The 24,924-nt window shown below is 57.6% G+C and carries 20 protein-coding genes and 3 pseudogenes; 15 read left to right on the forward strand and 8 right to left on the reverse strand.

The window, feature by feature from the left end; all coding sequences use genetic code 11:
- Nucleotides 1-20: 20 nt before the first annotated feature.
- Complete coding sequence (locus tag V6582_RS07115) at nt 21-656, reverse strand: response regulator transcription factor (protein ID WP_156631866.1); 636 nt, start codon at nt 654-656, stop codon at nt 21-23.
- 169 nt (nt 657-825) lie between these two features.
- Between V6582_RS07115 and V6582_RS07120 the strand changes: the two genes are divergently transcribed.
- Nucleotides 826-1,401, forward strand: a complete 576-nt coding sequence (locus V6582_RS07120; protein WP_197434377.1) for a helix-turn-helix transcriptional regulator — start codon at nt 826-828, stop codon at nt 1,399-1,401.
- Nucleotides 1,402-1,772: 371 nt separating this feature from the next.
- Here V6582_RS07120 and V6582_RS07125 read toward each other — a convergent pair.
- A pseudogene (locus V6582_RS07125) lies at nt 1,773-2,621 on the reverse strand (LysR substrate-binding domain-containing protein).
- Between V6582_RS07125 and V6582_RS07130 the strand changes: the two are divergent.
- The 8 genes and pseudogenes from V6582_RS07130 to V6582_RS07165 form a co-directional block, all read left to right on the forward strand.
- Nucleotides 2,536-3,033: pseudogene (locus V6582_RS07130) on the forward strand (VOC family protein); the annotation flags it as partial. The pseudogenes V6582_RS07125 and V6582_RS07130 overlap by 86 nt on opposite strands.
- A gap of 172 nt (nt 3,034-3,205) precedes the next feature.
- Entirely contained in the window at nt 3,206-3,826 is a 621-nt protein-coding gene (locus V6582_RS07135; RefSeq protein WP_420360187.1) for an alpha/beta hydrolase, read from the forward strand.
- A gap of 230 nt (nt 3,827-4,056) precedes the next feature.
- Nucleotides 4,057-4,746, forward strand: a complete 690-nt coding sequence (locus V6582_RS07140; protein ID WP_156631868.1) for a hydrolase — start codon at nt 4,057-4,059, stop codon at nt 4,744-4,746.
- A 68-nt stretch (nt 4,747-4,814) separates the two neighbouring features.
- Nucleotides 4,815-5,102 (forward strand): XapX domain-containing protein, encoded by a 288-nt coding sequence (locus V6582_RS07145; protein ID WP_156631869.1) that lies wholly within the window; start codon nt 4,815-4,817, stop codon nt 5,100-5,102.
- A gap of 80 nt (nt 5,103-5,182) precedes the next feature.
- A complete protein-coding gene (locus V6582_RS07150; protein WP_156631870.1) occupies nt 5,183-7,060 on the forward strand; it encodes an amidohydrolase in 1,878 nt (625 codons plus the stop codon).
- Nucleotides 7,061-7,250: 190 nt separating this feature from the next.
- Nucleotides 7,251-7,691 carry a DoxX family protein gene (locus tag V6582_RS07155; RefSeq protein WP_156631871.1) on the forward strand — a complete coding sequence of 147 codons (441 nt, stop codon included), beginning with the start codon at nt 7,251-7,253 and terminating at the stop codon, nt 7,689-7,691.
- Nucleotides 7,688-9,286, forward strand: coding sequence for an MFS transporter (locus V6582_RS07160; protein WP_156631872.1), 1,599 nt, complete (start codon nt 7,688-7,690; stop codon nt 9,284-9,286). Before V6582_RS07155 ends, V6582_RS07160 begins: the two co-directional genes overlap by 4 nt.
- Nucleotides 9,287-9,615: 329 nt before the next feature.
- Nucleotides 9,616-10,452 carry an alpha/beta fold hydrolase gene (locus V6582_RS07165; protein WP_156631873.1) on the forward strand — a complete coding sequence of 279 codons (837 nt, stop codon included), beginning with the start codon at nt 9,616-9,618 and terminating at the stop codon, nt 10,450-10,452.
- Between the two features lie 835 nt (nt 10,453-11,287).
- Here the strand turns inward: V6582_RS07165 and V6582_RS07170 are convergent.
- Genes V6582_RS07170 through V6582_RS07180 form a run of 3 tightly spaced genes read right to left on the reverse strand, consistent with a single transcriptional unit; the run spans nt 11,288 to nt 13,118 of the window.
- Nucleotides 11,288-11,677, reverse strand: a complete 390-nt coding sequence (locus V6582_RS07170; protein ID WP_156631874.1) for a limonene-1,2-epoxide hydrolase family protein — start codon at nt 11,675-11,677, stop codon at nt 11,288-11,290.
- Between the two features lie 50 nt (nt 11,678-11,727).
- Complete coding sequence (locus V6582_RS07175) at nt 11,728-12,330, reverse strand: NADPH-dependent F420 reductase (protein WP_156631875.1); 603 nt, start codon at nt 12,328-12,330, stop codon at nt 11,728-11,730.
- Between the two features lie 29 nt (nt 12,331-12,359).
- Nucleotides 12,360-13,118, reverse strand: coding sequence for an SDR family oxidoreductase (locus V6582_RS07180; RefSeq protein ID WP_156631876.1), 759 nt, complete (start codon nt 13,116-13,118; stop codon nt 12,360-12,362).
- 109 nt (nt 13,119-13,227) lie between these two features.
- Here V6582_RS07180 and V6582_RS07185 point away from each other — a divergent pair, with 109 nt between their 5' ends.
- Nucleotides 13,228-14,154: a LysR family transcriptional regulator gene (locus V6582_RS07185; RefSeq protein WP_156631877.1), complete on the forward strand. Its 927-nt coding sequence runs from the start codon at nt 13,228-13,230 to the stop codon at nt 14,152-14,154.
- Between the two features lie 1,901 nt (nt 14,155-16,055).
- On the opposite strand, the gene V6582_RS07190 is transcribed toward V6582_RS07185, so the two are convergent.
- Nucleotides 16,056-17,330, reverse strand: a complete 1,275-nt coding sequence (locus tag V6582_RS07190) for an NAD(P)/FAD-dependent oxidoreductase (protein WP_156631878.1) — start codon at nt 17,328-17,330, stop codon at nt 16,056-16,058.
- On the opposite strand from V6582_RS07190, the gene V6582_RS07195 reads away from it, so the two are divergent.
- Complete coding sequence (locus V6582_RS07195) at nt 17,329-17,562, forward strand: hypothetical protein (RefSeq protein WP_156631879.1); 234 nt, start codon at nt 17,329-17,331, stop codon at nt 17,560-17,562. The genes V6582_RS07190 and V6582_RS07195 overlap by 2 nt on opposite strands.
- Nucleotides 17,563-17,571: 9 nt before the next feature.
- On the opposite strand, the gene mqo is transcribed toward V6582_RS07195, so the two are convergent.
- Nucleotides 17,572-19,284, reverse strand: coding sequence for a malate dehydrogenase (quinone) (gene mqo, locus V6582_RS07200; protein WP_156631880.1), 1,713 nt, complete (start codon nt 19,282-19,284; stop codon nt 17,572-17,574).
- A 347-nt stretch (nt 19,285-19,631) separates the two neighbouring features.
- Here mqo and V6582_RS07205 point away from each other — a divergent pair, with 347 nt between their 5' ends.
- Both V6582_RS07205 and V6582_RS07210 read left to right on the forward strand, forming a co-directional pair.
- Nucleotides 19,632-20,309 (forward strand): response regulator transcription factor, encoded by a 678-nt coding sequence (locus V6582_RS07205; protein ID WP_156631881.1) that lies wholly within the window; start codon nt 19,632-19,634, stop codon nt 20,307-20,309.
- Nucleotides 20,269-21,675: a sensor histidine kinase gene (locus tag V6582_RS07210; protein WP_234889671.1), complete on the forward strand. Its 1,407-nt coding sequence runs from the start codon at nt 20,269-20,271 to the stop codon at nt 21,673-21,675. Before V6582_RS07205 ends, V6582_RS07210 begins: the two co-directional genes overlap by 41 nt.
- Nucleotides 21,676-21,781: 106 nt before the next feature.
- Here V6582_RS07210 and V6582_RS07215 read toward each other — a convergent pair whose 3' ends face one another.
- Nucleotides 21,782-22,180: a (R)-mandelonitrile lyase gene (locus V6582_RS07215; protein ID WP_156631882.1), complete on the reverse strand. Its 399-nt coding sequence runs from the start codon at nt 22,178-22,180 to the stop codon at nt 21,782-21,784.
- A 229-nt stretch (nt 22,181-22,409) separates the two neighbouring features.
- Between V6582_RS07215 and V6582_RS07220 the strand changes: the two genes are divergently transcribed.
- Together V6582_RS07220 and V6582_RS07225 are read left to right on the forward strand one after the other, a co-directional pair.
- On the forward strand, nt 22,410-23,534 hold the full coding sequence (locus tag V6582_RS07220; protein ID WP_234889672.1) for a glycoside hydrolase family 88/105 protein: 1,125 nt from the start codon (nt 22,410-22,412) through the stop codon (nt 23,532-23,534).
- Nucleotides 23,535-23,654: 120 nt separating this feature from the next.
- Nucleotides 23,655-24,903: pseudogene (locus V6582_RS07225) on the forward strand (NAD(P)/FAD-dependent oxidoreductase).
- The last annotated feature ends 21 nt before the right edge of the window (nt 24,904-24,924 follow it).

Raw genomic sequence — 24,924 nt, forward strand, 5'->3', positions numbered from 1 at the left:
CTTTTCGACTATACTAGAGTTTATCGACTGGCCGACGTGCCCTGATTTCGCGCAATGGCCTCGGACATCTTAACGAGATCGGCAAAGGTCTTGGCCATCATCTTGCGCATGATCTTGCCCCGATGGATCTTCACGGTAATCTCGCTTAACTCAAGTTCGCCGGCGATTTGCTTGTTCATCAATCCGCTGGTCGCCATTTCCATGATCTGCCGTTCGCGCGGGGTCAACGACGAGAAACGCTCCTGCAGCTCCGCTTCAATCTTCGTCTCTCCCTTGACCACGGCCCGCGTCAGACAGGCGGCAGCGACCGCGTCGAGCATGTCCTGATCGCGAAACGGTTTTGGCAGGAAGTCCACTGCACCTGCCTTCATCGCGCGAACCGACATCGGGATATCACCGTGGCCGGTGACGAAGACGATCGGTATCTCGCTGCCCATCTCCGAAAGTTTCTTTTGAAAATCGAGGCCGCTGGTGAACGGAAGCCTGACGTCCAGGATCAAGCAGTCGGCTTCTTCCAAGCCTTCCTTGTCCCGGCAAAGATCCAGCGGCGTCGCATAACATTTCACGCGGTAGCCAACCGAACGCAGAAGGCTATCGACGGAAGTGCGGACGATGTGCTCGTCATCCACAACGAGAACGAGAGGGCTCACGGACATCCTTCGACTTTCAGGGATCGAGACGATCCTCTTTCCTTAGACCCAGCCACAACCATACGGCAACTATACATGTGTATGCGAGGCTAGCACTGCAGTTTAACGTCTATCAATTCCTGTACAATTTCCCCGCAGCGTCATTCGTCCGATGATCCCCATAAAGCAGAGACAAATGGGGCTTGTCATGTCAGCACATCCGTTTCAGATCGACGATCGTATTCACCGAACGCAGCACGGCGCTGCTTCCATGGCTTCACAACACATCCAGGTCACACAGCTACTGGCTCACGCCGTATCGCTTGTCGAGAAGGACGAAGAAGGCGCCATAGACCTCATCAAGAGAGCCTCGGCACTTTTTGGCAACCTCTTTGGCGACCTGGACATCTCGAACGAGCCTGAGCCATCGGCGCGAGGCAGCTTGGCCCCGTGGCAGGCGGAGCGGGTGAAGCAGCATATCGACAAAGAGTGTGCCCGACGGATCAACAATGACGATCTCGCCCGGATCACACGCCTGAGCACAGGCTATTTCTCCGCCGCCTTTCGCGCCAGTTTCGGAACCACGCCGCACGACTATATATCACGGAGGCGCATCGATCATGCAAAGCAGTTGATGCTCACCACCGACACGCCGCTTTGCGAAATCGCGATCGCTTGCGGCTTTGCCGACCAGTCGCATTTCTGCCGCGTCTTCCGCCGCATCACGGGCCAGACACCAGCCGCCTGGCGGCGGAACAGTCGGGTCGCGTGAAGACAGCCGCTGCCCTGCCCACCGCTTACCCAATTCTACGCCGATGTGCGTGCACAGATGACGTGATCGGGCGGCGCATCGGTGCCGTGCGCCCAGCCTTACGCTTCAGAGCAGCCTAGCGGCACGCGACATTCCGACCTTTCAAGTTCCTACGCCATTTTTGACCGCAGTGGAGGCTACATCCGCGTCTCGCTGCGGCTTCATCGTCATGCTCCACACAGAGGCTATGCGTCTGGCGTGCGAAGGACATGAAGCGGACATCTCAAATTCAGAAACGTAGACGTCCGCGTCTCGACTTTAACGACCTCGGCCTAATCCACGAGGAACATAGCTCACGAGCTCTTCCTTCCCGCCGCAGGGGAAGCGCTTCATCAAGAAATCGTGGTCATGAGCGAAGGGATCTGCTGTTCGAAAAACTTCGAGAACGCAGCAATTCGGGGCGGCAATGCCTGATACGGAGGATAATAGAGGGTCAGCCATAGATCGGGTGGCGCCCAGTTGCGCAGGACGTAAACCAAGCGCCCAGTTCGCAAATGCTCGGTGATATGAAAGCCTGGCAGCATGGCAATGCCTGCACCATCGACAGCCATATCAGCGAGAACTTCCCCGCTATTGGCACTGAAAACGCGTCCTGCAGAAATCGTAACACTTGTTCCGCCATCTGACAGAACCCAGTTCTCGCGTCGACTTTCTCCACTATAGGCCAGACAATCATCGGGCGATGAGCTGATCGGGATTTGACATATCGACAAACCGGCTTCCCGGTGCGGCCACTAGAATGCGCGGCACGACCCTGATCTTGCGCCAGATGGTGAACTTGTCGGAAGGCTGCGCCGAAATGCGGATCGTCAGATCAAAATCGTCCTCCATGATGTTGACCAGCCCGTCCGACAGCGAAACCTCAAAACTGATCCTCGGATAAAGCTCTCGAAACCCTGAAGAATTGGGGGAAGAACCGCCTTTCCGAACCAGGTGGGCGCGCTGATCCGCAGACGGCCCTGATCTACTTTGTTCGTATCGCGAATATCTTTTCGAGCGGTTTCAAGAGTTTCGAGCGCTGGTTGGATCTGGGCCGCGAAGATTGCACCATCGGTCGTCAGGGAGACCTGCCGCGTGGTGCGGACAAAGAGTTGCAGCGCCGAAGTCGCAATTCGTGGCTTCGCCGGCGCCAGTTTCAACCTGCATGATACGGCCGCTACGTCCGAACTGCTCAGCTTCATGGGCTACCAAAAGAGCGAACAGCAAGGCGATACCACCCGCTTCATCATTCCCGGCGGCAATGGCGCCGATACAATTGACCTAAAGGTAATGCCGGGGACGGCTTTTAATCGCCAAGGTGCCGGCTCGGTCCATCACATCGCCTTTGCAGTCGAAAATCGGCAAAAGCAGCTCGGTGTGCGAAACGCATTGGTGGACACCGGTTACCATGTGACCCCAGTGATTGACCGCGATTACTTCTGGGCCATCTACTTTCGGACACCAGGCGGCATATTGTTCGAAATCGCCACAAACGAGCCGGGCTTCGACCGGGACGAGGATGGTGCACATCTGGGCGAGATGCTCAAACTTCCAGCCCAGTATGAGCCCTTTCGCGGGCAGATCGAGGCAGGTCTCACCCCCCTCGCCGCCTAGAGCCTCAACACCTCACGAACAGACAAATCTGCAGCGCGGCGTCCAAGACGTTCCGCATCGCCACAGCGTATCCAAGCACCATCCAATCCGAAGGGAAATCTGTCATGGAAATGTCTTCATCGCACAAACCTACCGTTGTGCTCGTCCACGGAGCATGGGCCGACGGCTCTAGCTGGCGCCGTGTCATCAGGTTGCTGCTGGAAAAGGGGATCGATGTCGTCGCGGTGCAGAATCCGACGACGTCGTCGCGACGCGGCGGGTCCTCGACTCCATCAAGGGGCCGGTCGTACTGGTCGGACATAGCTGGGGTGGGACCGTTATCACCGAAGCAGGTAACGATCCGAATGTAAGAGCCCTGGTTTACGTCGCTGCCTTCGCCCCGGATGCTGGACAATCAACCGGTGATCAGGTGGGCGCGCATGAAGCCCCTCCCGGCCTGACTGGCGTGACTGACATCGGCAATGGAAAGCTCATGATGAGTGTCGAAAGCTGGATCAGCAACGTCGCTCAGGATCTTCCGGAAGGCGAGGCAAGACTTCTCGCCGCTGTGCAGACACCGCTTGGCCTTCCGACGTTCAATGACAAGGTCACCCAAACGGCCTGGTCAGACAGATCCACGTTCTATGTCGTTTCCACCGAAGATCGCGCGGTGAGCGTTGAGTTGCAACGTGAGCTGGCTATCAAAATGACGGCTAAGACAACGGAGCTTCACGCAAGCCACATGTCGTTGCTGTCGGCGCCAGCAGCATTGGCGGAGGTCATCTACGGGGCGGTGATGGACGTTTCCATCTAGGCCATCGAGATCCAATCGTTGCAAAAATCGCAACAGATTCCCAACTATTATTGCAATTTCGCACTGTGCGGCGATGGCCTACTTTTGATTTCAGCAGCCAAGGCAACGTGTGGACGAAAACACCGAGGTCGAACCTGCCACACGAAGCCCTTCACGAGCGCCGCGACAGGATGTCTGGCTGCTCACCAACCTGCCGCATCAGCGGTCCAACAACCAAAAAGGAACTGACAATGTCCAAGCTCGAAGTCCTGACCCCCGCCAACAGCCAGCTCATTTTCATCGACCAGCAGCCGCAGATGGCGTTCGGCGTGCAGTCGATCGACCGGCAGGTTCTGAAAAACAATGTCGTTGGCCTGGCCAAGGCCGGAAAGATCTTCAATATTCCGACCACGATTACGACTGTTGAAACACAATCTTTTTCCGGCCACACATTCCCAGAACTGCTGGCCGTCTTCCCGGAAAACGACATTCTCGAGCGCACCTCGATGAACTCCTGGGATGACCAGAATGTCCGCGATGCGCTCGACCGCAACGCCGCCCAGGGTCGCAAGAAGATCGTCGTTTCCGGCCTTTGGACGGAAGTCTGCAACACCACCTTCGCATTGTCGGCACTAAACGACCGCCCGGACTTTGAGATCTACATGGTCGCGGATGCCTCGGGCGGCACCACCGCAGACGGCCACAAATATGCCATGGACCGCATGGTGCAGGCCGGTATCGTTCCGGTCACCTGGCAGCAGGTTCTGCTCGAATGGCAGCGCGACTGGGCCCGCAAGGAAACCTATGACGCCGTCACCACGCTGGTGAAGGAGCATTCCGGCGCCTACGGGATGGGCGTGGACTACGCCTATACCATGGTCCACGGCGCAACCGAGCGCGTCACCCATGGCAAGCGCATCGGCCCGAACCCCGCAAAGTAAAAGGCGCACGGCCGCTCCCCTCAGTGAGCTTTGGGGAGCGGTCCGTCCAACCCGAAGAGGAGAACCCCATGAAACTCTATCTAATGTCTCTCGGTGCAGGCCTGCTGGTCGGGATTGTCTACAGCCTGCTGCAGGTGCGCTCCCCCGCGCCACCAATCATTGCCCTTGTCGGTCTTTTCGGCATTCTACTGGGCGAACAGGTCGTGCCCTTCGCGAAAATTCTCTGGGCCAAGGAACCGGCAGCCGTCTCCTGGCTGAACCATATCAAGCCGCATATGTTCGGACACCTGCCTACAGGCAAGATCGCTGCCGTAAAAGCTGCAGATCGACAGCCGTCTCAAGAACAGCAGAGCTAATTTACGCTGCAGGGAGAGAGGCCGGACCGGTTTTCTCATCCTGGCCCATCCTCCAAATCCATATGACCAGGAGCGCCACCATGTTTGCCGATCTCATTCTTCTCAATGGCCGCATCACCACTCTCGACCGCACCAAACCCACCGCCACTGCCGTTGCCATCAAGGACGGAATGTTCATGCGGGTGGGCGATGACAAGGAGATTGCCGCCCTTGGCGGGCCGGAGACGAAGATTGTCGATCTCAAGGGCAAGCGCGTCCTACCCGGCCTGATCGATAACCACACCCATGTCGTCCGGGGTGGTTTGAACTTCAACATGGAACTGCGCTGGGATGGCGTGCGCAGTCTGGCCGACGCCATGGACATACTGAAGCGGCAGGTGGCAATCACACCTGCACCGCAATGGGTGCGCGTCGTTGGGGGCTTTACCGAGCATCAATTCGTCGAAAAGCGCCTGCCCACGATTGAAGAGATCAATACGGTTGCGCCGGAGACGCCCGTCTTCCTGCTCCATCTCTATGACCGCGCGCTGCTGAACGGAGCCGCCCTTCGTGCAGTCGGTTATACGCGAGACACACCGAACCCGCCGGGTGGCGAAATCACGCGCGACGCCCAGGGCAATCCCACCGGCATGCTGCTGGCCAAGCCCAATGCAGGTATTCTTTATTCGACCTTGGCCAAGGGGCCAAAGCTGCCTTTCGATTACCAGGTCAACTCCACCCGCCATTTCATGCGCGAACTGAACCGTCTTGGCATCACCGGCGTCATAGATGCGGGCGGCGGCTTCCAGAACTATCCCGACGATTACGAAGTTATCCAGAAACTGGCCGATGAGGGCCAGATGACGGTGCGTCTTGCCTATAACCTCTTCACGCAGAAGCCGAAGCAGGAAAAAGAAGACTTCCTCAACTGGACCGCTTCGGTCAAATACAAGCAGGGCACCGATTATTTTCGCCACAACGGAGCCGGCGAGATGCTGGTGTTTTCCGCCGCCGATTTTGAGGATTTCCGCCAGCCGCGGCCGGAGATGGCACCGGAGATGGAAGGCGAGCTGGAAGAGGTCGTGCGCGTCCTTGCCGAGAACCGCTGGCCCTGGCGTCTGCACGCGACCTATGACGAGACCATCACCCGAGCGCTTGACGTCTTCGAGAAGGTCAACAGGGACATTCCGCTGGAGGGGCTGAACTGGTTCTTCGACCATGCAGAAACGATTTCCGAACGCTCCATCGACCGCATTGCCGCGCTCGGCGGCGGCATCGCGACCCAGCACCGTATGGCCTATCAGGGGGAGTATTTCGTAGAGCGCTATGGCCATGGCGTGGCGGAAGCCACCCCGCCCATCCGCCGCATGCTGGAGAAAGGTGTCAATGTTTCTGCCGGAACGGATGCAACACGCGTCGCCTCCTATAATCCGTGGGTGTCACTGTCCTGGATGGTGACCGGCAAGACAGTCGGCGGCATGCAGCTTTATCCCCGCGCCAATTGCCTGGATCGCGAAACGGCGCTGCGCATGTGGACGGAAAAGGTAACGTGGTTCTCCAACGAAGAGGGCAAGAAAGGCCGGATCGAGAAGGGACAGTTTGCCGACTTGATCGTCCCGGACAAGGACTTCTTCTCTTGCGCGGAAGACGAAATCTCTTTCCTCACCTCCGAACTGACCATGGTTGGCGGCAAGGTCGTCTACGGCGCCGGTGATTTTGCGAAACTCGATGAGAACCCTGTCCCGCCGGCCATGCCGGACTGGTCGCCGGTGCGCAAATTCGGCGGTTACGCCGCCTGGGGCGAGCCGGACGGCGCTGGACGCCATTCCCTGCGCCGCAAGGCTATCGTTTCCTGCGGCTGCGCCAGTGACTGTAATGTCCATGGACACGATCATGCCGGTGCCTGGACCTCGAAGCTCCCAATCAAGGATCTCCAAGGCTTCTTCGGCGCCCTCGGCTGCTCGTGCTGGGCGGTTTGAGTTTCGCGAGTGTATCGGAAAATCCCGGCGGCAGAGAGTCTCTGCCGCCATGCATTGATTGAGCCCGACCGAACTATTTCATTCAACGCAATAAACTCGCAATTATTGTTGCAATTGTTGTTCGCCCATCGCGCCCGCACACTCCTCACATCAGAACCCTTCAAGTTTCTCAAGATCAGAGGAAATAGTGATGTCTTCCCCTACCCTTTCCAATCGGCATGGCGGTGTTTTCCGGAACTTGCTGACCCGGCCCCCATTGAAGACCCTGGCCCTCGTGGCCCTTTGCGCCGCTTACATTCAGGGCCCAATCACCAAGATTGCTGATTTTCAGGGTGCGATTGCTGAAATGGAACATTTCGGCCTGACCCCGCCGGCAGCATTTGCAGTGGTGGTCATCCTGTTCGAACTCACCGCTTCGGCCATGGTCATCACCGGCTACTTCCGCTGGCTGGCCGCGCTCGCCCTTGCGGGCTTCACCCTGCAGGCCACGCTGATTGCCCTGCGCTTCTGGGAGCTCGCTCCTGGGATGGACCGGATGATGGCGACCAACGCCTTTTTTGAACATCTCGGACTGGCCGGTGCATTCGTGCTCGTTGCCATCTCCGATCTTGCGAAAGGATCCAAGCCATGAGCGGCGCCAAATCCTCAACAGGCACATTCGCCCCGCTTTATCAGCCGGTTTTCGCGGTGCTCTGGGCGGCAACCGTGCTCGGCAATACCGGCAGCTTCATGCGCGATGTCGCAAGCTCATGGCTGATGACCGATCTTTCCGCCTCGCCGGCTGCGGTCGCCATGGTGCAGGCCGCCGGGACTTTGCCGATCTTTTTGCTCGCCATTCCTGCCGGTGTGCTCACCGATATCCTGGACCGCCGCAAATTCCTGATCGCGGTGCAAGTGCTGCTAGCCTCTGTCAGTGCGACCTTAATGGTTCTCGCCAATACCGGTTTGCTCTCAGTGAGCGCCCTGATCGGCCTCACTTTCATGGGTGGCATAGGTGCTGCTTTGATGGGTCCGACCTGGCAGGCCATCGTGCCGGAATTGGTGAAGCGCGAGGATGTGAAAAACGCGGTTGCGCTGAACTCGCTGGGTATCAATATTGCCCGCTCCATCGGCCCCGCAGCGGGCGGCCTGTTGCTGGCTGCCTTCGGGGCGGGCGTCACCTATGGTGTGGATGTCGCCAGCTACCTTATCGTCATTGCCGCCCTTGTCTGGTGGCCGCGCGCCAGAAATGCCGATGATGCGCTGGCGGAGGGCTTCCTTGGGGCGTTCCGGGCCGGTCTTCGCTATACCCGCGCCAGCCGTCCGCTCCATGTGGTGCTGTTGCGCGCCGCCATTTTCTTCGCCTTTGCCAGCGCTGTCTGGGCCCTTCTCCCGCTCGTTGCTCGGCAAATGCTCGGCGGGGATGCTGGCTTTTATGGCATCTTGCTCGGTTCGGTCGGTGCCGGTGCCATTGCCGGCGCCCTGGCCATGCCACGCCTTCGCACTCGCTTCGATGCGGATGCGCTGTTGCTCGGCTCTGCCGTTGTTACCGCACTTGTCATGGGTGCTCTGTCGCTGGCGCCACCGAAGTGGATGGCCATACTCGTCCTTCTCTTTCTCGGAGGAGCCTGGATTACTGCGCTCACGACGTTGAATGGCGCGGCACAGGCCATCTTGCCAAACTGGGTACGAGGCCGGGGACTTGCCGTCTATCTAACCGTATTCAACGGCGCGATGACGGCGGGAAGTCTCGGTTGGGGTGCGTTCGGCGAAGCTGCGGGCGTGCCCGCCACGCTTCTGGTCGGGGCCGTCGGATTGCTGGCGGCAGGCCTCATCATGCATCGCGTCAAGCTGCCTTCAGGCGATATGGACATGGTGCCATCCAACCATTGGCCGGAACCTCTGGTCGCAGAACCCGTCGCCCATGATCGCGGTCCCGTATTGATCCTCATCGAGTACCGTGTCGAGAAACATCATCGTACGGCGTTCCTTCACGCCATCGACAAGCTCTCGGAGGAGCGCCGCCGCGATGGTGCCTATGGATGGGGTGTTACGGAAGATTCCGCCGATCCGGAGAAGATTGTCGAATGGTTCATGGTCGAATCCTGGGCGGAACATCTGCGACAGCACAAGCGCGTGTCCAATGCCGATGCCGATATACAGGGCAAGGTGCTTGCCTATCACATTGGTCCGGAAAAGCCGGTCGTACGCCACTTCCTTACGATCAGGCGGCCGGGCATGGTCTGAAGCCGTTCCGTCTCGACCACTGAGAGGGCCGAAGACGCGACTTCGGCCCCTGATTATTGCGAAAATGACAATCAAATCGGAACCATTCCAACAATTGTCGCAACGCATTCACTTCGGCATGATCTCCTCATTAGACGAAGACGCCTCGCCTGATGAGATCAAAGACAACTCAAAGGGCCGCGCTGATGACCTCTGAATTTTTTCCCATGACCCGTCGCAACGTTCTCACCACGACAGCCACGATGGCGGCGGCAAACGCGCTTCTTCCCGTATTTCCCTCTGCAGCACTTGCTGCTTCAACCACCACATTAACCGACGGAGACAAGACAATGGCATATGTTACCACCAAGGACGGCGTTGACATCTTCTACAAGGATTGGGGCCCGAAGGACGCCCAGCCAATCATGTTCCACCACGGCTGGCCGCTGTCCTCTGATGATTGGGATGCTCAGATGCTGTTCTTCCTCTCCAAGGGCTTCCGCGTCATCGCCCATGACCGCCGCGGCCACGGCCGCTCTGCCCAGGTGTCTGACGGCCACGATATGGACCACTACGCCTCCGACGCCTTCGCCGTGGTCGAGGCACTCGACCTTAGGAATGTCGTGCACATCGGCCATTCCACCGGTGGTGGCGAGGTGGCCCGCTACGTGGCAAACCATGGTCAACCGTCTGGTCGCACCGCGAAAGCCGTTCTGGTTTCCGCTGTTCCGCCGATCATGGTGAAGACAGCATCCAATCCGGAAGGTCTGCCGATGGAAGTGTTCGACGGCTTCCGCTCCGCCCTCGCCGCGAGCCGCGCCCAATTCTTCCGTGACGTTCCGGCAGGCCCCTTCTACGGCTTCAACCGTGATGGCGCGAATGTGCAGGAAGGCGTGATCCAGAATTGGTGGCGTCAGGGCATGATGGGCAGCGCCAAGGCCCACTATGATGGCATCAAGGCTTTTTCTGAGACCGATCAGACCGAAGACCTGAAGACCATCACGCTGCCGACGCTGGTCCTGCATGGCGAAGACGATCAGATCGTTCCGATTGCCGACTCTGCCCACAAGGCTATCAAGCTTCTGAAGAACGGGACGCTCAAGACTTATCCCGGCTTCTCGCATGGCATGTTGACCGTCAATGCCGATGTGCTGAACGCCGATCTCCTGGCCTTCATTCAGTCGTGACAGTCTGAATATTCGCCAATTGAGGCCGCAGCATCATCGTGCCGCGGCCTCACGCACGCGGCTCACCCAGAAGGGCGAGCCTTGAGCTACTGCCAGGGCGCTAGCAATGAATGCCCTGTATTTGCTTCCCATTCATGTATCAGCCAGTCTTCCATCCAGTCGCCACGGATCGTCCTGCTATTCGTCAAGCACACGTCGATCTTAATCGCCGCTACATCCGCTGAGCGTGGATGCGTCTGACCAAGCGCGATATGGAAGCTGTCCGCTTAGATTCCCCTTGTCGCATGCCATTTCTTTCCGGGGTTTGTGCCAGCCTGAGGTTCCATTTTACGACCAGCTACTCCCTCCTCACCGGGGGATGTTAAGCGAAAAGCGGGCGGACAGGCGCCGTGAAGCCCGCCGCCGGGGCCTATGTCCGCTTCCAGGCAAGCGCGATGACGCACCTCTATGACCGACATGAAGGCACAATGCTGCCACGCGAAAATGCTTGCCTCACCTCCGGTTTGGCGCTGCCGAACGGAAATTATTACCGCTGTTCCGCCATATTGACGTCAGCCCAAAGCCGGGGCACAAAGATGGCATCCACGGTCGCTCGCGGCGGGAAAACATCGGGAAAACAAAGAGAACAGCTCTAAGTCTTAGAAATAATGCGATTATCTAGGCTCGCCAGCCATTTCTCCGAGACTACCCTGATTTCCTCGTTTCCGATATGGGGCCGGGAGCCGACTGTCCGATGCTAGGGTGCCGAAAGGCGATAGCGGACATCCAACCATGTATTGGTACTGCTGTCCGAGTTTGACCCAAAGGCGGCCTCTTGTCAGAGGCAGCGATCCGACTACTTGCCGATCTGGTTCAACTGCCGGTCGAAGTCTGCCGGATCGAAATAATCACGCCAGACCGTGATCACGCCGTTCTCGACGGTCACTGTCCCCATGACGGGCAGCGTGATCCGTCCGCCGTTTTCGTGGAGGAAGATGTCGATCCGCTCGTTCAGCACGACGTTTCCCGCCGCCGCGATTTGCACCACCTTCCAGTCGACAGTAAACTTGTTGCCGATGCCGAAATCGCGGTGGAATTTTCGAACGTTCTCGCGGCCGGTGATATCGGGAAAGGGCACGTTGTCGTAGAGGACGTCTTCGGCGAGCATGGCGATGGCCTCATCGATCCGATTGGCGCTCCAGTGGTCGAAAAACGTCTGTGCTATTTCGATGGCTGTGGTGGACATAGCGGGCTCCTGAATTGTTGAATATTGGCGGCGCGGAAGGTTAAAAGACCTCAGTCGAATTTCACGAGGTTGTGCGCTGGCAAAGGACCGCCCGGAAACTGGACGAGGCGACTCCCAACGGCGAGGTCACCGAGATCGATGCCGAAGAAGCCAAGACGGTCGATCAGCGCGCCGATCTGCGCCTTGGCAGCGGCGTCGTCTCCGGAATAGAACAGCACGCGCTTGCCGCCTTCGCTGGTCGGGTCACCGGCGAGCACAGCGGCTGACAGATGGTTGAACGCCTTTACGACCCGAGCACCAGGAACCATCTCGACGAACACATCCGATGACGTCCGACCGCCGAGGTCTGCGGGCTGGAACAGTGGCGCTTCGATCGGGTTGTTGGTGTCGACGACGATCCCACCGTTCCAGTTGGGCAGACCGGCCATCGCCGCAGGAAGCTTCGACCAATTGACGGCGATGAAGACGATGTCTTTCGATGCGGCTTCCTCGCGCGAGCCGGCGGTAATCGATGGGCCGAGCGAGGCGACGAGTTCGGCAAGCGTTTCAGGGCCGCGGCTGTTGGAAAGCGTGGCTGCGATGCCCTTCCGTGCGAGAGTTGTCGCGATGGCGCGACCAATGTTTCCAGCGCCGATGATTCCGATGGATGTCATGGATTTGTCTCCTTGTTGAGAATGGTCGATTAGGCTGCCTGTCCGCCGTCGACGTTGAGTGTTGCTCCGGTGATGTAGCTGGCGTCCGGGCCGGCGAGGAATGCGACCGCTGCGGCAATGTCTTCCGGCTTGCCGTAGCGCCCAAGCGCCGCAAGTCCCTTCAAAGTGTCTGCAAAGGGGCCGTTTGCCGGGTTCATGTCGGTGTCGATCGCACCGGGCTGAATCAGGTTGACGGTAATGTTGCGCGGGCCGAGATCACGGGACCAGCCGCGCGTATAGGCGCCCACTGCAGCTTTTGTTGCGATGTAGTCGGCCGCACCCGGAAAGGGAATGTGAACCGCGCCCGTTGTCCCGATCGAGACGATCCGTCCGCCGTCTGACATCAGAGGAACAGCAGCGCGGACTGCGGCTGCGACACCCTTGACGTTGATGTCGATCTGTCGATCGAACGCCGTGATATCTGCATTCACGTCGCCGACGCCGCCGGTGATGAACACGCCTGCCGAATTGACCAGGATATCCAGCCGGCCGAACGCGTCATGCGCCTGTCGCACAAGGTCCGCAACCTCTGACGCCTTCGCCTGATCCGCCTTGATTGCCAGAGACCGACGCCCAAGGGCTTCGACCGCGCGCACGATCTCCTCTGCCTTGTCGCCAGAGGTTGAATAGCTGAATACCACATCCGCTCCGTCATGGGCCAGGCGCTTGACGATGGCTGCGCCGATGCCCCGCGATCCGCCGGTCACGAGAGCCGCCTTGCCCAGGAGAGGCTGAGAATTCCGTGTCATCTGTTTGCTCCTTACGATCTTTGATGACGCAGATATGCACGATCTATTTCTCTTTGATTAGCTGGAATTGGCTTGTTATATCTTCAACGATCACTTGAAAGGAGCGACGATGGAAACACTGGCGAATCTTGAATCCTTTGTCCGCAGCGCGGAGCATGGCAGTTTCTCCGAAGCGGCCAGACGCATGTCGCTCACTCCGGCCGCCGTCAGCCGCAACGTCGCCATGCTGGAGCGCAACCTCGGTATCCGACTGTTCCATCGCTCGACGCGGAAGCTCGTTCTCACCGAGGCGGGCGAGAGCTTCAGATTGGCGGTCTCCGATAGCCTCGACATCATACAGGCAGCGATCGGAGGTGCGGCTGTGCAGGGTGAGCCGAAGGGTGTGCTCAAGGTCAGCCTGCCGCCCACCCTCGGCGTGCTGCATATCCTTCCCCATCTGCCGGAGTTTCTGAGGCTCTATCCGGGTGTGAAGCCGGAATGTCATTTCGATGCCAGACCCGTCGACCTTGTGGCCGATGGCTATGATGCAGCGATCGGCGGAGGCTTCGATCTGAACCCGGGCATTGTCGCCCGAACGCTGGCTCCGGTTCACATCATTGCGGTGGCATCACCGGGCTATATCGCAGGTCGCGTGCCGCCGTTCGACCCGGCGGGGTTGAAGGCCCTGGACAGCGTCGTGATGCGTTTGAGGCAGAGCGGACGCATCCGCCAATGGACGATGCGCGATGCGGCTGGCCGTGAGGCGGCTGCGGAGTTATCCGAAACTCTGGTCGTCAACGATCCCGCCGCCATGCTCAGTGCTGCCGTTCTAGGAGTGGGCGTCGCCCTAGTTCCGAAAGCAGACGCCCAGCCTCATCTCAAGGCCGGGCGTCTGGTCCGGCTGTTGCCGCGGTGGTATTCCGATGCAGGCGCGATTTCGGTGTACTTCGCAAGCCGATCACAGCTCCCTGCAAAGACCCGTGTCTTTATCGATTTTGTGACGGCTCTGGCAGAGCGCAATCAGTGGTCAGAGCAGTTTGCCGGCAGTCTCGGGTAACCGCATTTGGCGCACTGGGGACACGATGCCGCCGCCGGGACGATGTCTGCTTCTGGGCAAGTACGGCACGACCTCTATGGCCGACAATGAGGCGCGAAGCGGGCGTGACCACTAGCGAAGCAGACTGAAAGCTCTCAGGAACTCATGCCAGTGCTGCGGATGACAGAAATGAAGGCGTGAAGCGGCCAGCCGCGCAGCGACCGCACGACGGTGAACTCGACCCAGAAGCGGAAATTATTTCCGCTCCACACTCATATTGACTGATGCCCAAAGCCAGGGCACAAAGATGGCATCCACGGTCGCTCGCGATGGGAAAACAGAGAGAATTTCAAGGCTTATCGTCTAAGACATTGAAATCATGTGAGAATATAGGTTCCCCAGCCAATTTTCTACAGCGTATTTCCTCGTTTTTATCCAGAACATACACAGTCAGTTGGGAACTTTGTTCTCGCTTGTAGAGCAATTCCGCTGGGGAGCACACGCGATCAGTAAATGCTGAAATAATTGAAAACTTGACGTATGCCCACAGCGACGAGGCAAAAGAGACAAAGATTTAATTGACGACTTGCTGCATGATTATTTTTCCATCAGAGAAAACTCGATGAAGCTCTTCAGAGCGAAAATATCATGATCGATTTAGCTGCATCCCTTGAAAAAATCAGACATTTAAATCTAAATAACCTCATACTTTCAATAACACACAAATAATAATTTTACGCGACAACATTCCGGAAAATGTTGCTGATTATTGCGATGGTGTTTTGAAAAAACATGAAGGTGAACTTCAAAATCTTGATTCCGACAATCAACCAATTAAGCATATTTTGACATAGGCTATGGAACTCGAAACTTTTACGTCTTCTAACGAAGATGCTGAAAAAATCGGATCTAAACCAAAGAATCAAAGAAAATCCTAATCATCGACAATTCTGAGTTGACACTTCCGGCACAGCAAGCCAATCAAATGACATCTAAGGGAGGCCGGGGGCGTCTGTGGAACTAATAGGATTATGGATTATTTGCGGAGCTGTGACCGCAATCATTGCCACGTCGAAGGGCCGTAGTGGCGTAGGCTGGTTTTTTGTCGGCTTGCTCATCTCCATATTTGGTATCATTCTTGTTGCCTGCCTTCCATCACTGAAGGAGACAGAAACACCATCTGTCCCAGAGGCAACTCGCATCCAGCCGACCAAGGCTTGTCCGGATTGCGGTGAAACCATCCTCCACATTGCCAATGTCTGCAAACATTGCGGCTTCCGCTTTGACGGAAGGCAACAAAGACATCCTGCCTGATTCGAGGCTCCGCACATGAAGTACATATGGATTTCTATTGCCGTCGCTCTTGCCTGCGTTGCGGCTATCTATGTCGCAGGCATCCGCATTGTCGTCATACAGCCAATTGGGGCTATACCCAAAGGCGTGACAGCAGTTGTCGCCGGAATTGAAAACGTCAATTTTGTTGATAGTCCAGACGCAATATGTATGCGTCGAATGGGAGGCGTCAGTCTTTTATGCCGAGGAATGACCGCAGCCGCTATCGCGAATAACAGTAAGATCCTCCTTAGACTTCCCTACAGCAGCATCCTGTTTAAGCTCTCCGGCGCACCAGACCTAGACAGTTAGTAGCTTCGCAACTTTGCGGACTGATTACCTCTGCCTAAAAACGGTCCGAAACGAGGACCGTTAAAGGTCCCAACTTGGATATTTCAGGCCGCCCGCTTACACCATCCGTCGAAGATTTCCGCCGTGAGATAGATGGCGTTGTATTTCGTTCTCGCAGCCTCCTATGTTCGGCGGCTCTGCTGCATTTCTTGCTGCAATATTTCTGCGGTTTGACGTTCCTCACCTGAACACCACGGCAATGCTAGCATGCGTAACACAATGATATTACTTACATAATTCTAATTTCTCGCCTGCCCATCCCTCATGGTTTCTTTTTGAGTAATCAATCGGGCGCTATGCTGGCCGCTCAGGTAAATCCACAGCCAGCTCCATGCGACAGCAAGTCTTGAGCGCGTGCCGATGAGAAAATAGATATGCGCGAGACCCCATATCCACCATGCGAGACTTCCCGTTAACTTCACCTTGCCAAAGTCAACGATGGCCGCGCTCTGGCCGATGGTGGCAAGGCTACCTTGATGCCGGTAATGGAATGGCGCGGGAGCGGGTTTGCCTTTCAGTCTTGCCTTGATCACTTTGGCGACATAGGCGCCCTGTTGTTTGGCTGCGGGCGCAATACCGGGCACGGGCGTGTTATTGTCTTGGATGACCGACGCCGTGTCTCCGATCACAAAGACATCGGGCATTCCCGGAGAGGTCAGATCTTTTTCAACAACGACGCGACCCGCCCTGTCGGCGGGAACACTGAGCCAACGCGCCGCAGCTGATGCCTGAACGCCAGCCGCCCAGACGATGGTCCGGCTTGGAGTGAACTGTTCACCAATCTGAACGCCCTCGCTTGAGCACTGTGTAACGGGCTGCCCAAGACGAACCTCAACGCCGAGTTTTTCCAACACGCCTTGCGCATAGGCAGACAGTTCCGGCGCAAAGCTTGGCAGCACGCGCTGGCCCGCCTCGACCAGGATCACCTTTGTCCTGCGGGTATCGATGGCGCGAAATTCCTTGGGGAGAGTCTTGTGCGCCAGCTCGGCGATAATACCGGCAAGCTCGACGCCTGTCGGGCCAGCCCCAACAATGGTAAAGGTCAAAAGCGCCTCACGCATCGCCGGGCCAGGGGTGGTTTCTGCCTGCTCGAAGGCCAGAAGGAGGCGGCGGCGAATTGTCGTGGCATCCTCAAGCGTCTTGAGGCCCGGCGCCACAGGCTCCCATTCATCGCGTCCGAAATAGGCATGGGTCGCTCCGGTGGCCAGAACAAGCGTGTCGTAGGATATGGATGCACCACTGCGTAACATGACCTGCTTTGCAGCGACATCGACGCCGCCGACTTCACCCAGCAATGTCGAAACCTCCTGCCGGTCGCTATAGAGATGGCGAATGGGCCAGGCGATTTCCGAGGTGGAGAGAATGGTTGTTGCAACCTGATAAAGAAGAGGTTGGAAAAGATGATGGTTTCGCCGATCGATCAGCGTTATCCGTGCTCCGCTGCCTTTGAGATCATGGACCAGCTGAAGCCCGCCAAAGCCACCGCCAACAACCACGACGTGATGATCACTCATGATCGATCTTTCTCTTTTTAAACCGGGTGAAATTCAGCTCAATCTAATCGCAGACCATGTGCAGAACATTACAGTTGAATTCTGGCCTATGATCTGGCCCACAACTTACGGCTATCGCACTGATGCTACAGTATTGTGTGCTTCACAAAACACACAATACTGCATTCAAGGGCATATATTTATGTCAGCATCCGTCGAATGCACGCCACAGCGCGCATTCATTCTGGCGTAATCCCAGAATTTACAGCGCCATGTCCGGCACACGCTTGATGTCTCCCGCCGGTGCGCTGACGCCTGGCTTTGTTATTGCGGACATGTCGATTGCCGGTGGTGCGAGCGTCAGTTGAAGGCGCTCTGCTGTCGCCGCCCATTCCTTGGCCAGCATGTCGGGGTTTTCATTGAGGTTGACGCCATAGCTTGGCACCATGGTGCGCACCTTCTCCTGCCATTCCGGTGTCGCCAATTTCTCGGCAAACACTTTCTGAAGCAGATCCAGCATGATCGGGGCAGCCGTTGACGCCCCCGGAGAAGCGCCGAGCAGGGCGGCAATGCTGCCATCCTTGGCCGCCACAATTTCTGTTCCGAGCTTGAGAATGCCGCCCTTTTTGGCGTCTCTCTTGATGATTTGAACGCGCTGGCCTGCCTGCCAAAGGCGCCAATCCTCGGCCTTGGCATTGGGAAAATAGGCACGCAGAGCCTCATGCCGATCTGCGTCTGACAGCAAAAGCTGCCCGGCCAGATATTCGACCAGATCAAACTCATCATAGCCAACCTTCAGCATGGGCCAGATGTTTTCGAGCGTGATTGTCGCTGGCAGATCGAACAGCGATCCTTCCTTCAGGAACTTTGTCGAGAAGGTTGCGAAGGGGCCAAACAACAGGTGGCGCTTGCCTTCAAACACGCGGGTGTCGAGATGCGGAACCGACATCGGAGGCGCACCGGTGGAGGCCTGACCATAGGCCTTGGCAAAATGCTGGTTTGCAATCTCCGGCTTGTCGCAGACCAGGAAAGAACCGCCGACGGGGAAGCCCGCGTAATCATCGCCTTCCGGAATGCCGGCCATCTGCAGAAGGTGCAACGCACCACCGCCCGCACCGATGAACACGAACTTCGCCTTGACCGTGCTTGACGATCCATCCTTGCGATTGGAGGTGCTGACGTTCCACGATCCGTCGCTGTTCTTTTCGATAGCCTCCACTTCGCTGGAGGTGTGCAGCGTAAAGTTTGGATGGCTCTTCAGATGCGTGACGTACTGGCGGGTCACTTCGCCCCAATCGGCGTCTGTGCCAAGGGGGCTCCAGGTGGCGGCGAGCTTCTGGGCGCGGTCACGCCCGTCCATCATCAGCGGCACCCATTCGGCAATCTTGTCATGATCGGTCGAAAACTGCATGCCGGAAAACAGCGGGCTTGCTTTCAACGCGTCAAACCGCTTGGCAAGAAACGCCGTGTTCTCATCGCCCCAGACGAAACTCATATGCGGGGTCGAGTTGAGGAACGAGCGCGGATTTTTCAGCACGCCAACGTCGACCTGATGGGCAAGGAACTGGCGGGTGATCTGGAAGGCTGAATTGATCTCAATCGCCTTTTCGATATGCACATTGCCTTTCGCATCCATCGGCGAATAATTCAGCTCGGCCAGTGCAGAATGGCCCGTGCCGGCATTGTTCCAGCCGTTTGAGCTTTCCATGGCCACGGTGTCGAGCCGCTCGAGCATTTCAATCGTCCAGTTCGGCTCAAGTTGGCTGAGCAAAACACCCAGCGTCGCACTCATGATGCCGCCGCCGATCAACAGGACATCCACGGTTTTTTCCGGCGCTTGCGCCCAGCTGGGTACAGAGGTCGCACCGAGAACGACAGCCCCTGTGGCCGCCGATCCCAAAAGCTGACGGCGGCTTAAAACCGGGCCTTGGACGCCTGCGGCAATGGATGGGTTGTCTTTACGATGAACGGGCATCTGGCACCTAATTGAGTTTAAGGGCGACTGCGATTGCCGTGGGCTTTGACGATCGCACCATATAGTCACAAGTCAGCACGCGACTTTCTGTCGCGCAGGTACTGGGGTTTGACGCAGTGAAATGACAAAAGCCATTAAATAGAAATTTAAGAACGGCCATCCCGGTCCCGGACGTCAAGCCTGGCTATGTGCATCCGCGCGTTGAATCACACACCGCACAATTGCGCTATTTTTTGAAAAACCGTAGGAGTGAAACAGCAAACCGGTATTTGAAACGCGCGTGTGCTCTGGCAATAATGGATGACCTGCAACATCTATGGAGGTACCGACGCATCAAGGAATAGGCCATGGCGAAAGTTATCCTTATCGAGGATGATGAAGATACGGCACACGATATCTGCGCTGAGCTGAAAGATTACGGATACGCCGTTGACTGGGAATCCGATGGTGCCAGGGGCCTTGAACGCGCAAGGAATGGCGGGGCTGATATCCTGATCGTTGACCGTATGCTGCCTGGTATGGATGGCCTTGCTGTGATTGATACATTGCGGCGCGAACAGGTTCGCACGCCTGTGCTTGTCATCAGCGCCCTCAGTGCCGTCAACGACCGTGTGCGCGGCCTGCGGGCCGGTGGCGACGACTATCTCACCAAGCCCTTTGCGATCCTCGAACTTGTAGCCCGCGTGGAAGCTCTCCTTCGCCGCCCCGCTGACATGTCGGCAAAAGTGCTGCGGGTTGGACCGCTTGAGCTGGATCTTCTGGAGCGCAGCGCTTGCCGCGGCGAAAGGGAGATTGAGCTTCTTCCCCGTGAATTCAAGCTGCTCGAATATATGATGCGCCATTGCGAACAGCTGCTCACACGAGGAATGCTGTTTGAGGAAGTCTGGAAATATAAATTCGTTCCCGATTCAAACCTCATCGATGTGCATATGGGTCGGCTCAGGCGAAAAATTGATCATCCGGGAGATCACCCCATGATTTCCAATGTTCGTGGAGAAGGTTTTGTACTTCGCGCGCCCGATTGAATGGGTCCGGCAATCCCGTTTCCGCTATGTGGTGGCGCTGGTGGCGGCAATAACGGTCACCATGGTGCTGAGCTTTTGCTTTGCTTATTTTCAAACCACTGGCCGTGAGTTGATCAATCAACTGGATGAGCTGGTTTTGCAAGAAGCAAGCGTCATCACGCAAGGTGCTCTTCTGGGGCGGATGGATGCCTATGAGGAACGCGTGCGGCAAGACCCGCGACGGGTGAAACCAACGGGTATTTTCACAGCCGATGGTCACCGTGTGTCGGGAAATGTCCAGCATTTTCCGGCAAGCCTGGTGCTGGATATGCCGCCCAGACAGGTTTCCATTGTGCGCACCGACCAAACACCACCGCGTCAACAGCGGGCGCGCGCGGTTGCGCGGCGCCTGCCGGATGGTAATATTCTGTTGGTTGGTTGGAGTACGGCCGATAATGAGCAGGCCGCCTCCATGGTGGAGAGAGGTCTGCTATTTGGCTTGGTTCCGGTGCTGACGTTTGGCTTGGCGGCAGCGGTGTTTTTCGGTTTGAACGCCCATAGGCGCGTCAACGAAATGCAAATCCGGATCGCACAGATTGTTGCGGGCGATTTGAAACAGCGCCTGCCCTACCGCAATGTGCAGGACCCGCTCGACAACCTTGCACAAATCGTCAACGGCATGCTCGACGAAATGCAAACCTTCATCGAAGACCTCACCGCCGTCGGTGACGATATAGCCCATGATTTGAGAACACCTCTGGCCCGAGTTCGCCTCGGCCTGGAAAGGGCGCGGCGCAATGCGACCTCCGTTGAGGACATGCAGCTCGCCACGGATCGGGCGATTTCAGGAATTGACCACGCGATCTCCATTGTCACGGCCATTTTGCGTGTTCGAGAGATTGAACAAGCGCGCCGACTTCAGGCATTTGACAAAGTGGAACTCGCGGATCTCGTTCTGGAAGTCGGGGACCTCTACGAGCCCATTGCCGAAGAGAAGCAGTTGACACTGACGGTGAGGGCGGATGTCAATATTGTCGTTCACGGAGATCGGGATCTGATTTTCGAGGCAGTCGCCAATCTCGTTGATAACGCTATAAAATTCACGCCCGAAGGCGGCAGGATCGATGTTTGCCTTATCGTGGAAGACGAGCGAAAAGCGCTCCGCGTGAGCGACACCGGTCCAGGTGTGCCAGAGAGCGAGAGAAATCTGCTTATTCAGCGCTTTTACCGATCAGACCGAAGCCGCCACACAAGAGGGTTGGGGTTGGGATTAACCTTGGTGGCGGCAATTACCAAATTGCATGGCTTCCGGTTCGACGTGCTGCCAACCAAGGGCTTCACGACGGAGATCACGTTTCCACAAAATGTACGCGACAAGGACGAATGACGTCGCCGTCACAAGCATGCGGTCTGGCGCAGGTAGGAGACCTGGCACAGGTGTGCGCCCGGGCGTCTCGAATGCAGCGCATTGTTGTGGCGGAGCGTAAACCCGATCACACGGATCGATACTGCTCGTCCGTCACCTGCTCCAGCCAGTCGACCACCTTTCCATCCAATTGCTCCTGAATGGCGATATGGGTCATGGCTGTGGCGGCGGAAGCGCCGTGCCAGTGCTTTTCGCCGGGTTCGAACCAGACGACGTCACCGGGATTGATGGTTTCGATCGGGCCACCCTCGCGCTGCACGAGGCCGAGGCCGGTGGTGACGATCAGCGTCTGGCCGAGGGGATGCGTATGCCACGCAGTGCGTGCGCCGGGCTCGAATGTCACGCAGGCTGCGGCGGCGCGGCGGGCATCGTTGGGCGAAAACAACGGATCGATGCGGACCGTGCCGGAAAACCAGTCCGATGGACCTTTGGTGGAAGGTTGGGTGCCGTTTCTCTTGATGTCCATGGGCTTGGCCCCTTTTCTTTTGAGAGATTCTGCCAAATAGATGGTGTCCACATGCCGTATGGCAATGATCATCTTTCGGCAGATCATCCCACCCAAAAGATAAAATCAATGTCGAAAGCGTGTTCACCGCCCCCCCGAATTCCTCCTATCGTGCCTCCTGCTTGCAATCCCCTTCCGTCTATGCTCCCTTCACGCCGACGCTGTGGAGGGCGTCGCAGGAGGAGATACCATGACCATGCATCCTTTGCTGGCGCAGCCGGAGCGTTTTGTGACGCGCAACGAGGTTGTCGGGCTGATTGGCCGGTTGACGGACAATCTGATCAATATCACGGACACGACAGGGGAATTCCTGCTGCGGCTGGATGATGGGCGGGTGATCGACACCAAGGGCTGGGCCGGGTGGGAATGGACCCATGGCATCGGACTTTACGGCCTGTTCAAATACTGGCAGCAGACCGGCGATGCCAAGGCGATGGCTGTTATCACCGACTGGTTTTCGGCGCGGCTTGCCGAGGGCACGCCGACCAAGAATATCAACACGGTCTGCCCGTTTCTGACGCTCGCCTGCCTCAATGAACATGCGCCCAACCCAGCCTTTGTGCCCTATCTGGAGACCTGGGCCGAGTGGGTGATGCATGAGATGCCGCGCACGCGCGAAGGCGGTTTGCAGCATATCGTCTATAACAGCGTCAACGACCAGCAGATGTGGGACGATACATTGATGATGAGCGTCATGCCGCTCGCCAAGATCGGTCTGCTGTTGAACCGCCCGGACTATGTGGAGGAAGCGAAGTATCAGTTTTTGATCCACAGCCAATATCTCGCCGATCGCGCCTCCGGCCTGTGGTTTCATGGCTGGACCTTCGATGGCAATCATAATTTTGCCAGCGCACTCTGGGCGCGCGGCAATTCCTGGGTGACCATCGCCATTCCCGAATTTATCGATCTCCTGCAATTGCCGGAAGGGGACGCCCTACGGCGTCATCTCCTCTCGACCCTGGACCGTCAGGCCGCAGCCCTTGCCAGATATCAGGACCCTTCCGGCCTCTGGCACACGCTGGTCGATGATGAGGGCAGCTATCTGGAAGCCTCGGCCACCGCCGGTTTTGCCTATGGGCTGATGAAGGCAGTGCGCAAGCGGTATATCAGCGCGAACTATCGGCCCGTGGCGGAGCGGGCGGTGCGCGGCGTCATTGCCAATATCGACGCCAAGGGCGAATTGAACCAGGTGTCCTTCGGCACCGCCATGGGTTCGGATCTGGATTTCTATCGCAATATCAAGCTAACCTCGATGCCCTATGGGCAGGCGATGGCCATTCTCTGCCTTTCGGAATATCTGCGCAGCTATATTTGACAGACGTAGATCTAAAAGCATTCAGGATAAGAATCCTGTCGGTTCAGAAAGTTTTCATTTGCGCGGCGCCACGCGCTTTTGCATGGTCATGACAGCAGTTCCTTACCCACGGGTCTTTTCATGTCTGTCGATGCAATTGTTCTTGGCGCCGGTATCATCGGCGTGTCCACCGCTGTTCAAGCTGGCGCGGCGCGGCAAATCGGTGGTGCTGGTGGACAGACGCGGCGCGGGCGAGGAAACCTCCTACGGCAATGCCGGGCTGATCCAGCGCGAAGGCGTCGTGCCCTATGCCTTTCCGCAGGAACTGAACCTGATCCTGCGCTACGGTCTCAACAATCGGATCGATGCGCATTACCACCTGAAAGCCCTGCCGAAGCTGGCCGCCTTTCTCTCCTCCTATTGGTGGAATTCCAACCGGCCGCGCCATGAGGTCATCGCCAGGGCCTATGCGCCGCTGATCGAACATTCGATCACCGAACACAAAGAGCTGATCGAGGCATCGGGGGCCGAAGCCCTGATCCGCAAGGACGGCTGGGTCGAGGCGTTTCGAACCCAGGCCGTACGCGACAAGGAAGTGGCGGAGGCCGAGCGGCTGGGGCGTGAATATGGCATCCAGTTTCAAACCCTGACGGCTGCCGATCTCGCCCGCGAAGAGCCGCATCTGAGTCAGGATTTCATCGGTGGGCTGAAATGGACCGACCCCTGGTCGGTGCTTGATCCGCACGGGCTGACCAAGGCCTATCTTGCCTATTTCGAAAGCCTTGGCGGACGCTTCGTGCATGGCGATGCCATGAGCCTGAAGCAGGTGGGTGGTGGCTGGCAGGTCACCACCGACGACGGCGTGATCGACGGCAAACAGGTCGTGGTGGCCCTCGGCCCCTGGTCGGATGAGGTGATGGCCACGCTCGGCTACCGCTTCCTGCTCGGAGTCAAGCGCGGCTACCACATGCATTATGCCAGCACTGGCAATGCGGTGCTGAACAACTGGATGATGGACAAGGAGCGCGGCTATTTCCTGGCACCCATGACCCAGGGCATCCGGCTGACGACCGGGGCGGAATTTGCCTTTCGCGATGCGCCGAAAACGCCGGTGCAATTGGCCCGGGCCGAAAAAGTCGCCCGCACGGTGTTTCCGCTGGCCGAACGCCTCGACGCTGAGCCCTGGATGGGCGCACGGCCCTGCACGCCAGACATGATGCCGGTGATCGGCCAGGCGCCGCGCCACAAAGGGCTGTGGCTGGCGTTTGGCCATGCCCATCACGGCCTGACACTGGGGCCGGTCACGGGACGGCTGCTGGCGGAGGCGATGAACGGCGAAACGCCGTTTCTGGATATCTCGGCTTTTCGCCCGGAGCGGTTTCGGGCCTAAACGGGATTCAAGCTGGCGGCA

It is taken from the genome of Agrobacterium vitis, assembly GCF_037039395.1.
GTDB classification, from domain to species: Bacteria; Pseudomonadota; Alphaproteobacteria; order Rhizobiales; family Rhizobiaceae; genus Allorhizobium; species Allorhizobium vitis_E.